General features: G+C 61.9%; 8 protein-coding genes. 4 read left to right on the top strand and 4 right to left on the bottom strand.

The genetic code is table 11. The annotated features are described in order from the left end of the window. Nucleotides 1–122 precede the first annotated feature (122 nt). The 4 genes from rpoH to ftsY all read right to left on the bottom strand — a co-directional run bounded on the left by rpoH (nt 123) and on the right by ftsY (nt 4,279). Nucleotides 123–977, bottom strand: coding sequence for an RNA polymerase sigma factor RpoH (gene rpoH / locus DCO47_RS22910; protein WP_016772717.1), 855 nt, complete (start codon nt 975–977; stop codon nt 123–125). A 115-nt stretch (nt 978–1,092) separates the two neighbouring features. Further along, nucleotides 1,093–2,118, bottom strand: coding sequence for a permease-like cell division protein FtsX (ftsX, locus tag DCO47_RS22905; protein WP_042606555.1), 1,026 nt, complete (start codon nt 2,116–2,118; stop codon nt 1,093–1,095). Then, nucleotides 2,115–2,786 (bottom strand): cell division ATP-binding protein FtsE, encoded by a 672-nt coding sequence (gene ftsE / locus DCO47_RS22900; protein WP_003229148.1) that lies wholly within the window; start codon nt 2,784–2,786, stop codon nt 2,115–2,117. Before ftsE ends, ftsX begins: the two co-directional genes overlap by 4 nt. Continuing rightward, on the bottom strand, nt 2,783–4,279 hold the full coding sequence (ftsY, locus tag DCO47_RS22895; protein ID WP_116658981.1) for a signal recognition particle-docking protein FtsY: 1,497 nt from the start codon (nt 4,277–4,279) through the stop codon (nt 2,783–2,785). Before ftsY ends, ftsE begins: the two co-directional genes overlap by 4 nt. A 608-nt stretch (nt 4,280–4,887) precedes the next feature. On the opposite strand from ftsY, the gene DCO47_RS22890 reads away from it, so the two are divergent. From DCO47_RS22890 to DCO47_RS22875, 4 genes are all read left to right on the top strand, one after another. Continuing rightward, nucleotides 4,888–6,243, top strand: a complete 1,356-nt coding sequence (locus DCO47_RS22890) for a pitrilysin family protein (protein WP_064364743.1) — start codon at nt 4,888–4,890, stop codon at nt 6,241–6,243. Then, nucleotides 6,236–7,726 carry a pitrilysin family protein gene (locus tag DCO47_RS22885; protein ID WP_116658980.1) on the top strand — a complete coding sequence of 497 codons (1,491 nt, stop codon included), beginning with the start codon at nt 6,236–6,238 and terminating at the stop codon, nt 7,724–7,726. The genes DCO47_RS22890 and DCO47_RS22885 overlap by 8 nt, the downstream gene beginning before the upstream one ends. Further along, nucleotides 7,726–8,340, top strand: a complete 615-nt coding sequence (gene rsmD, locus DCO47_RS22880) for a 16S rRNA (guanine(966)-N(2))-methyltransferase RsmD (protein ID WP_101161286.1) — start codon at nt 7,726–7,728, stop codon at nt 8,338–8,340. Before DCO47_RS22885 ends, rsmD begins: the two co-directional genes overlap by 1 nt. Before the next feature lie 65 nt (nt 8,341–8,405). Further along, nucleotides 8,406–9,401 (top strand): hydrolase, encoded by a 996-nt coding sequence (locus tag DCO47_RS22875; protein ID WP_116658979.1) that lies wholly within the window; start codon nt 8,406–8,408, stop codon nt 9,399–9,401. The last annotated feature ends 82 nt before the right edge of the window (nt 9,402–9,483 follow it).

Here is a 9,483-nt window from a genome sequence, read left to right as displayed (position 1 = left end):
CTGCGTTACTGACAAACCGCTATCGCGAGCAGGCTCACTCCTACAGGGGTTTTGTGTGGCAGTCGAAATGAAAACGCCCCGATCATCGCTGATCGGGGCGTTTTTTATTGCTGATGCGCCGGTTACGCGGCGATCGACAACTTGAGCTTGTTCATCGCGCTCTTCTCGAGCTGACGGATTCGCTCGGCCGACACGTTGTACTTCTGCGCCAGGTCGTGCAGCGTGGCCTTCTCTTCCGCCAGCCAGCGCTGGTAGAGGATGTCACGGCTGCGCTCGTCCAGCACTTCCAGTGCTTCGTGCAGGTTGGTGTTGGAGTTGTCGCTCCAGTCGGCATCTTCCAGCTGACGCGCCGGGTCGTACCGGTGGTCTTCCAGGTAGTTGGCCGGCGACTGGAAAGCGCTGTCATCGTCGGCTTCCGCAGCCGGGTCGAAGGCCATGTCATGGCCGGTCAGGCGGCTTTCCATCTCGCGCACTTCACGTGGTTCGACGCCGAGGCTTTCCGCCACACGGTGGACTTCCTCGTTGTTCAGCCACGCCAGACGTTTCTTCTGGCTGCGCAGGTTGAAGAACAGCTTGCGCTGGGCCTTGGTGGTCGCGACTTTCACAATGCGCCAGTTGCGCAGGATGAATTCGTGAATTTCCGCCTTGATCCAGTGCACGGCGAACGATACCAGACGCACACCCATTTCCGGGTTGAAGCGCTTGACGGCCTTCATCAGGCCGACGTTACCTTCCTGGATCAGGTCAGCCTGAGCCAGACCGTAGCCGGAGTAGCTACGGGCAATGTGTACGACAAAACGCAGGTGGGCGAGCACCATCTGCCGAGCCGCCCCCAAATCCTGCTCATAGTAGAGACTCTCGGCCAGTTCACGCTCCTGCTCCGGCGTCAGCAATGGAATGCTGTTGACGGTGTGCACGTAGGCTTCCAGGTTCGCACCCGGAACCAACGCATACGCAGGTTGCAAAGAATTGGTCATACGAAAAAACCTCCCACTCACATACTCGTGCCTCTCGGCACTGCGAAAAATTGACCGGGAACTCAAGTACAAGTTCCCATAAAAACCGCAAGGTCAATCACGCGCAAAAAAGATTCTACTTCGGCGCCAGCTCCCTGAGATGACGTGCGACTGCAATCCATGCACCGATATAACCCAACAGCACCGCGCCAAGCAAGAGCGACAGACCGTCGGCCACTGGCACGCCGGCCAGGGCGAAATCACTGCCGTACAAGCCGGCCAGTCCAACCACCGCATCGTTCAGCCAGTTCAGGCCGAACGCCAATACGCCCCAGGACAACAGCCCTGCACCGAAGCCATACAACGCGCCCATATAAAGGAAAGGGCGGCGCACATAACTGTCAGTGCCGCCGACGAGTTTAATCACTTCTATCTCGGTGCGGCGGTTTTCAATATGAAGACGAATGGTATTGCCTATCACCAAAAGTAATGCAGACACCAACAACACCGTCAGACCGAAGACAAAGCGGTCGCCAAGCTTGAGGATGGCGGCCAGACGCTCGACCCAGACTAGATCAAGTTGTGCCTGTTGTACCTTGGGCAGCTCGGAAAGTTTTTGTCTTAATGCTTCGAGTGTCGGCTTGTCGACTTCGTTCGGTGTCACCAGCACCACACCCGGCAACGGGTTCTCCGGCAACTCACGCAGGGCTTCGCCCAGGCCGGACTGCTGCTGGAACTCCTCCAGCGCCTGATCGCGGCCGACATATTCGGCATCCGCGACGCCGGGCATGCCTTTGATCTGCTCGCGCAGCGCTTCGCCCTGTTCCGCGCTGGCATCGAGTTGCAGGTACAGGGAAATCTGCGCCGCGCGCTGCCAGGAACCGCCGAGACGCTCGACGTTGTTGAGCAACAGCGAAAGCCCCATCGGCAGACTCAGCGCAACGGCCATCACCATGCAGGTGAAGAAACTGCCGATCGGCTGCTTGCCAAGGCGGCGCAGGCTGTCGAGCAGGCTGGCGCGATGGCTTTCGATCCAGGCGCGGAACAGCGTAGCGAAGTCCGGGCCGTCGTCATCGTCGTGCTTTTTCTTCTTCTGCGGTTGCGGGTCAGCGGCTTTCGGGGCCACGCGCTCGGAAACCTTCGGACTGCGTGTCGCACTCATACCCCGGCCTCCCCGTCGCCGATCAAGCGGCCGCGTTGCAGGGTCAGCATGCGGTGACGCATGCGCGCGATCAGCGCAAGGTCGTGACTGGCGATCAGCACGCTGGTGCCCAGACGGTTGATGTCTTCGAACACGCCCATGATTTCCGCCGCCAGTCGCGGGTCGAGGTTACCGGTCGGTTCGTCCGCCAGCAGCAAGGCCGGGCGATGGACGATGGCGCGGGCAATGCCGACGCGCTGCTGTTGACCAGTGGACAGGTCGCCCGGGTACAGATCGGTTTTGTCCGACAGCGCCACGCGTTCCAGCGCCGAATCGACGCGCTTGGCGATCTCAGCCTTGGACAGGCCGAGAATCTGCAGCGGCAACGCGACGTTGTTGAACACCGTGCGATCGAACAGCAACTGGTGATTCTGGAACACCACGCCGATCTGCCGACGCAGGAACGGGATCTGCGCGTTGCTGATGGTGCTCAGGTCCTGCCCGGCGAGCAGTAGTTTGCCGCTGGTCGGCCGTTCCATTGCCAGCAACAGGCGCAACAGCGTGGATTTACCGGCACCGGAGTGACCGGTGACAAACAAGAACTCGCCACGACGGACTCGAAAGCTCAGCTCATGCAAGCCGACGTGACCGTTCGGGTAGCGTTTACCGACCTGTTCGAAACGAATCATGAACGCTCCCGCTCGGCAAACAGTGCCTGGACAAAGGGTTCGGCTTCAAAGGTGCGCAAATCGTCGATGCCTTCACCGACGCCGATATAGCGGATCGGCAGACCGAACTGCTTGGCCAGGGCGAAAATCACCCCGCCCTTGGCGGTGCCATCGAGTTTGGTCAGCACCAGACCGGTCAGTTCGACGGTCTGGTTGAACTGCTTGGCCTGGTTGATGGCGTTCTGGCCAGTGCCGGCGTCGAGGACCAGCAGCACTTCGTGCGGCGCGTCGGCGTCGAGCTTGCCGATCACCCGGCGAACCTTTTTCAGTTCTTCCATCAGGTTGTCTTTGGTGTGCAGGCGCCCGGCGGTGTCGGCGATCAGCACATCGATGCCACGGGCCTTGGCCGCTTGCACGGCATCGAAGATCACCGAAGCCGAATCGGCGCCGGTGTGCTGGGCGATCACCGGAATCTTGTTGCGCTCGCCCCAGACCTGCAATTGCTCAACAGCTGCGGCACGGAAAGTATCGCCGGCCGCCAGCATGACTTTCTTGCCTTCGAGCTGCAGCTTCTTCGCCAGTTTGCCGATGGTGGTGGTCTTGCCGGCGCCGTTGACGCCAACCACCAGAATCACGAAAGGTTTGTTCTGCGAGGCGATTTTCAGCGGCTGTTCAACCGGCTTGAGCATCGCGGCCAGTTCGGCCTGCAAGGATTTGTACAGAGCGTCGGCGTCGGCCAGTTCCTTGCGCGCAACCTTCTGGGTCAGGCGCTGGATGATCTGCGTGGTCGCCTCGACGCCGACGTCGGCAGTGAGCAGGCGGGTTTCGAGGTCGTCGAGCAGGTCATCGTCGATGGTCTTGCGGCCGAGGAACAGGCTGGCCATGCCCTCGCCGATGCTGGCGCTGGTCTTCGACAGGCCTTGCTTGAGGCGGGCGAAGAAACCGGCTTTGGTTTCTTCGCTGCGCGAGGCTTCGACCGGCGTTTCTACAGGGGCTTCGACCGGCACGATCGGAGCGACAACTGGTGCCGCGGCAAGCGGTGCAGGCGCAGGCGCAGGCGCAGGCTCGGACGGCTGGACAACCGGCGCCACTGGCTCGGCAACGACCGGCGCTGGCTCGACAACCGGTTCAGGCACAGGCGGCGCAGCCACCTCGGCAACCGGCGCAGGAATCACTGGCGTCACATGCGGTGTCGCTTCTTCGACCAGGGCCACCGGCTCTTCTGCCACCGGCAGGGTCAACCACGGCTCAACGGCGGGCGACAGCGGCAACTCGGCAGCGGTCGGCGTTTCAGGCTCGGCTTCAGCTTCCGGTTGCAGCACCGGTTCGGCGAGCGGCAGCACAATCGGCGCCGGCTCTTCTTCTATTGCGGGTGCTGGCGCGGGGGCCGGCTCAGGAATCGCGGGCGGCTGTTCGACGACGGGTTCCTGCGGTTTTTTCCGCAGCCATCCGAACAGGCTTTTCTTCTCGCCAGCCGCAGCTGGGCTCTTCTTGTCGTCGTTGGAACCAAACATGGAGGACGGCTATCTCACGGTAGCGACGCGCCAACAGGGCGCCCCGGCAAATAAATATTCGATGCAGAACAGACTGTGTTTCATCCAGCTTGTTCACGCGCAACATTTTGTCGAGGCGCCGCAGGCACCTCAAGGATCGTTTTTACGATGATCTAAACCGGCAAAAATCGGCGAAAACGCAGGGTCTGGTTGCCAAACCGCTGCCTTGTGCCGCAAACCCATTCAGCCTTATCAGGTTGCAGAACCTCATAGACGTGGTCGCCAGTAAAACGGATCAGTATCCTAGGGCGTGTCATTGATCATTACCAGTACCGCGTGGCCGCCTGAAAACGGGCCAGACAAGGCGCAGGCCGCAGGGAATGTGCTTTCCTTGCCAAGGACTGCAACGCAGTATGGCCCGTTTTCAGGCGCCACCCGGAGGGCCGGGCCTGATAGTGTGCAGGGCTGCGTTGCTCGGAGTTTATTTGGAACAACCAATCCACACTCCTCGCGCCTTGCCCTGCACGCTATCAGGCGCCGGCGCGGTACTGGTAATGATCAATGACACGCCCTACCTCTCGCCCGCCGACGCTAAGACCAAGCGGGCAGCCCAACAGGTTGAAAAACGAATGAATGCTCTAGCCCGCCGCGCTGCTGGCCTGCTGCTCAGCGCAGTCTGCCTGCCCCTTTCGGCCCTGGCGGCCGACCCGCAACCGACCCATGAATTCACCCTCGACAACGGCCTCAAGGTCGTCGTGCGCGAAGACCATCGTGCGCCTGTCGTCGTTTCGCAGATCTGGTACAAGGTCGGCTCCAGCTACGAAACCCCGGGCCAGACCGGTTTGTCCCACGCGCTCGAACACATGATGTTCAAGGGCAGCGAAAAAGTCGGCCCCGGCGAAGCCTCGCTGATCCTGCGCGACCTCGGCGCCGAAGAGAATGCTTTCACCAGCGACGACTTCACCGCTTACTACCAGGTGCTGGCCCGCGATCGCCTCGGCGTGGCCTTTGAGCTGGAAGCGGACCGCATGGCCAACCTGCGCCTGCCCGCCGACGAGTTCGCCAAGGAAATCGAAGTGATCAAGGAAGAGCGCCGCCTGCGCACCGATGACAAGCCGATGTCCAAAGCCTACGAGCGCTACAAAGCCATGGCCTACCCGGCCAGCGGCTACCACACGCCGACCATCGGCTGGATGGCGGATCTGGAACGCATGAAAGTCGAAGAACTGCGCCACTGGTACCAATCCTGGTACGCGCCGAACAACGCCACGCTGGTAGTGGTCGGTGACGTTACTCCGGACGAGGTGAAAACCCTCGCCCAGCGCTACTTCGGCCCCGTCGCCAAACGCGAGGTACCACCGGCGAAAAAACCGCTGGAACTGGCCGAGCCCGGCGAACGCCAGATCACCCTGCGCGTGCAGACCCAGTTGCCCAGCCTGATGCTCGGCTTCAACGTGCCAAGCATTGCCACGGCTGAAGACAAACGCTCGGTCAACGCCCTGCGCCTGATCTCCGCGCTGCTCGACGGCGGCTACAGCGGACGCATTCCGACGCAACTGGAACGCGGTGAAGAATTGGTCTCCGGCGGTTCGTCGGACTACGACGCCTACACCCGTGGCGACAGCCTGTTCACCCTGTCGGCGACGCCGAACACGCAGAAGAAAAAGACCATCGCTCAGGCTGAAGCCGGTTTGTGGAAACTGCTCGAGCAGCTGAAGACCACCGCACCGTCTGCCGAAGAGCTGGAACGCGTGCGCGCACAGGTCATCGCCGGGCTGGTCTATGAGCGTGATTCGATCACCAGCCAGGCCACCGCCATCGGTCAACTGGAAACAGTCGGGCTGTCGTGGAAGCTGATGGACACCGAACTGGCCGATCTGGAAAGCGTGACTCCGCAAGACATCCAGAACGCCGCGAAAAAGTATTTCACCCGCGAACGTCTCAGCGTCGCCCACGTCCTGCCAATGGAGACGACTCATGAGTGAGCGCAAACCCCCACGCCTGATGCTGCTCGGCCTGATTGCTGTCGCGGTGATCGGTTCGGCGGCGGTCTATCTGTCACCTGGCGCCGACAGCCACGCCAGCGAAGCACTGGATAACGCCAAGTCCAGCCAGAAACTGCAATCGCTGGCCGAACTCGACGGCAAGGCCCCGGCCAGCCGCAAGCTCGATGTGCAGACCTGGAACACCGCCGAAGGCGCGAAAGTGCTGTTTGTCGAAGCCCATGAGCTGCCGATGTTCGACATGCGCCTGATCTTCGCCGCCGGCAGCAGTCAGGACGGCAACGTGCCCGGCCTCGCGGTGCTGACCAACGCCATGCTCAACGAAGGCATCGCTGGCAAAGACGTCGGCGCTATTGCCCAGGGTTTTGAGGGCCTTGGGGCCGACTTCGGCAACGGTGCGTTCAAGGACATGGCGCTGGCCTCGCTGCGCAGCCTGAGCGCACCCGAGCAGCGTGAGCCGGCGCTGAAGCTGTTCGCCGAAGTCGTCGGCAAACCGACCTTTCCCGCCGACTCCTTCGCGCGCATCAAGAACCAGTTGCTCGCCGGTTTCGAATACCAGAAACAGAACCCCGGCAAACTCGCCAGTCTGGAGCTGATGAAGCGTCTGTACGGCGAGCATCCATACGCGCATTCCAGCGATGGCAATCCGCAAAGCGTGCCGAAGATCACCGTCGCGCAATTGCGCGAGTTTCACGCCAAGGCCTATGCCGCCGGCAATGCGGTGATTGCGCTGGTCGGCGATTTGTCGCGAGCCGACGCCGAGGCAATCGCCACTCAGGTCTCCTCTGCCCTGCCCAAAGGCCCGGCACTGGCGAAGATCGCTGCGCCGCAGGAACCAAAGGCCAGCGTCAACCACATCGAGTTTCCGTCGAAACAGACCAACCTGATGCTCGCGCAACTGGGCATCGATCGCGACGATCCGGATTACGCCGCGCTGTCGCTGGGCAATCAGATCCTCGGCGGCGGTGGTTTCGGTACGCGCCTGATGAGCGAAGTGCGCGAGAAGCGTGGCCTGACCTACGGCGTGTATTCGGCGTTCAGCCCGATGCAGGCCCGTGGCCCGTTCATGATCAACCTGCAGACCCGCGCCGAGATGAGCGAAGGCACCCTGAAACTGGTGCAGGACGTACTCGCCGACTACCTGAAAACCGGGCCGACACAAAAAGAACTCGACGATGCCAAGCGCGAACTGGCCGGCAGCTTCCCGCTGTCCACCGCGAGCAACGCCGACATCGTTGGCCAACTGGGCGCCATGGGCTTCTATAATCTGCCGCTGAGCTATCTCGACGATTTCATGCGGCAGTCGCAGAGCCTGACCGTGGAGCAGGTCCGTGATGCGCTGAACAAACACCTGAGCACGGAGAAAATGGTCATCGTCACCGCTGGCCCGACCGTGCCGCAAAAGCCGTTACCGGCCCCATCTGATAAACCTGCCGAGCAACCGCTCGGGGTTCCGGAGCATTAATGGCGACTCGAGCACCGAAAAAACCTGTGCAAAACGTGCACAACGGCGTGAACCAACTGCGCATCATTGGTGGCCAGTGGCGTAGCCGCAAACTAAGCTTTCCTGACGCGCCGGGCCTGCGCCCGACCCCGGATCGTGTGCGCGAAACCCTGTTCAACTGGCTCGCGCCGTACGTCGAAGGGGCGAAAGTGCTCGACCCGTTCGCCGGCAGCGGCGCGCTGTTTCTCGAAGCGCTGTCCCGCGGCGCGGCCACGGCCCAGGCGCTGGACGCCAGCAACGTTGCGGTATCGAGCCTGAAAGAACACCTCGGTACCCTGCGCTGCAGCAACGGTCAGGTACAAACCGCCGATGCGCTGCGCTACCTGGAAACCCAGACCGCAACGCCGTTCGATCTGGTATTCCTCGACCCGCCGTTCAATCAAAACCTGCTGCCAGCGGTTTGTACTTTGCTGGAAGAGCGCCAATGGCTGGCGGCCGATTCGTGGATCTACACTGAAAGCGAAACCGCGCCGTCGACGCTGGGCCTGCCGGGCAACTGGCGCCTGCATCGCGAACAGAAATCCGGTCGCGTGTACTACGCGTTATGGCAGCGCACGGCGGACATCGCCGGCTGACAAGGTCGCAAGCAACCTGCGGCGAGGGGGCGTGCTTCCTCGCCACAAGCCCATCGAGAATCATCGTGCCCCCTTCGCCAGAACGCTTCATCCCCGCCTTCGGCCTCGGCAATCCTCATCTGCAAACCTTGTGGGGTCCGCTGTGGCGCAAAACCGTGCATATCGAGCGCGAGCGCGAACGCCTGTGGCTCGAGGACGGCGACTTCCTCGATCTCGACTGGCACGGCCCGCACAGCGCCGAGGCGCCGCTGGTGCTGGTGCTGCACGGGCTGACGGGTTCTTCCAATTCACCCTATGTGGCGGGCATCCAAAAGGCTTTGGCCGACCAGGGCTGGGCCAGCGTCGCGCTGAACTGGCGTGGTTGTTCCGGCGAGCCGAATCTGCTGCCGCGCAGCTACCACTCCGGCGCCAGCGAAGACCTTGCCGAAGCCATCCAGCACCTGCGCGCGAAACGTCCGTTGGCACCGTTGTATGCGGTCGGCTATTCCTTGGGCGGTAATGTGCTGCTCAAACATCTTGGTGAAACCGGCAGCAACAGCGGTGTGCTCGGCGCAGTGGCAGTGTCGGTACCGTTCAGGCTGGATCAGTGCGCGGACCGCATCGGCCAGGGATTCTCGCGGGTCTATCAGGCGCACTTCATGCGCGAGATGGTCGCCTACATCAAGAACAAGCAGCGCCAGTTCCAACATGACGGGCGCGAAGACGGCCTGGCGAAACTGGCCGCACTCGGCTCGCTGGAAAACATGCGCACGTTCTGGGATTTCGATGGCCGGGTCACCGCGCCACTGCATGGTTTCAATGATGCCGAGGATTACTACCGCCGCGCTTCGAGCCGCTACTACCTTGGCGAGATCCGCACGCCGACGCTGATCATTCAGGCGGCGGACGATCCGTTCGTATTTCCCCACAGCCTGCCGCAAGCCGATGAGTTGTCAGCCTGCACCCAGTTCGAATTGCAGACGCGGGGCGGTCATGTCGGCTTCGTCGACGGCTCGCTGCGCCGGCCCGGGTATTACCTGGAGCGGCGCATACCGCAATGGCTCGCTGCAACCAGTCAGTGAACGCCACATATCCCTTGTAGGAGTGAGCCTGCTCGCGATGGCGGTGTGTCAGTCGACGCGATGCTGAACGTGCCGACGCCAT

The organism is Pseudomonas sp. NDM (assembly GCF_003105095.1).
GTDB classification, from domain to species: Bacteria; Pseudomonadota; Gammaproteobacteria; order Pseudomonadales; family Pseudomonadaceae; genus Aquipseudomonas; species Aquipseudomonas moraviensis_A.
This window is presented reverse-complemented; position numbering and strand designations above follow the sequence as displayed.

Bases quoted from the DNA above. Each gene is read 5' to 3' on its own strand.
- rpoH (WP_016772717.1), bottom strand. From the start codon at position 977: ATGACCAATTCTTTGCAACCTGCGTATGCGTTGGTTCCGGGTGCGAAC.
- ftsX (WP_042606555.1), bottom strand. From the start codon at position 2,118: ATGAGTGCGACACGCAGTCCGAAGGTTTCCGAGCGCGTGGCCCCGAAA.
- ftsE (WP_003229148.1), bottom strand. From the start codon at position 2,786: ATGATTCGTTTCGAACAGGTCGGTAAACGCTACCCGAACGGTCACGTC.
- ftsY (WP_116658981.1), bottom strand. From the start codon at position 4,279: ATGTTTGGTTCCAACGACGACAAGAAGAGCCCAGCTGCGGCTGGCGAG.
- DCO47_RS22890 (WP_064364743.1), top strand. From the start codon at position 4,888: ATGAATGCTCTAGCCCGCCGCGCTGCTGGCCTGCTGCTCAGCGCAGTC.
- DCO47_RS22885 (WP_116658980.1), top strand. From the start codon at position 6,236: ATGAGTGAGCGCAAACCCCCACGCCTGATGCTGCTCGGCCTGATTGCT.
- rsmD (WP_101161286.1), top strand. From the start codon at position 7,726: ATGGCGACTCGAGCACCGAAAAAACCTGTGCAAAACGTGCACAACGGC.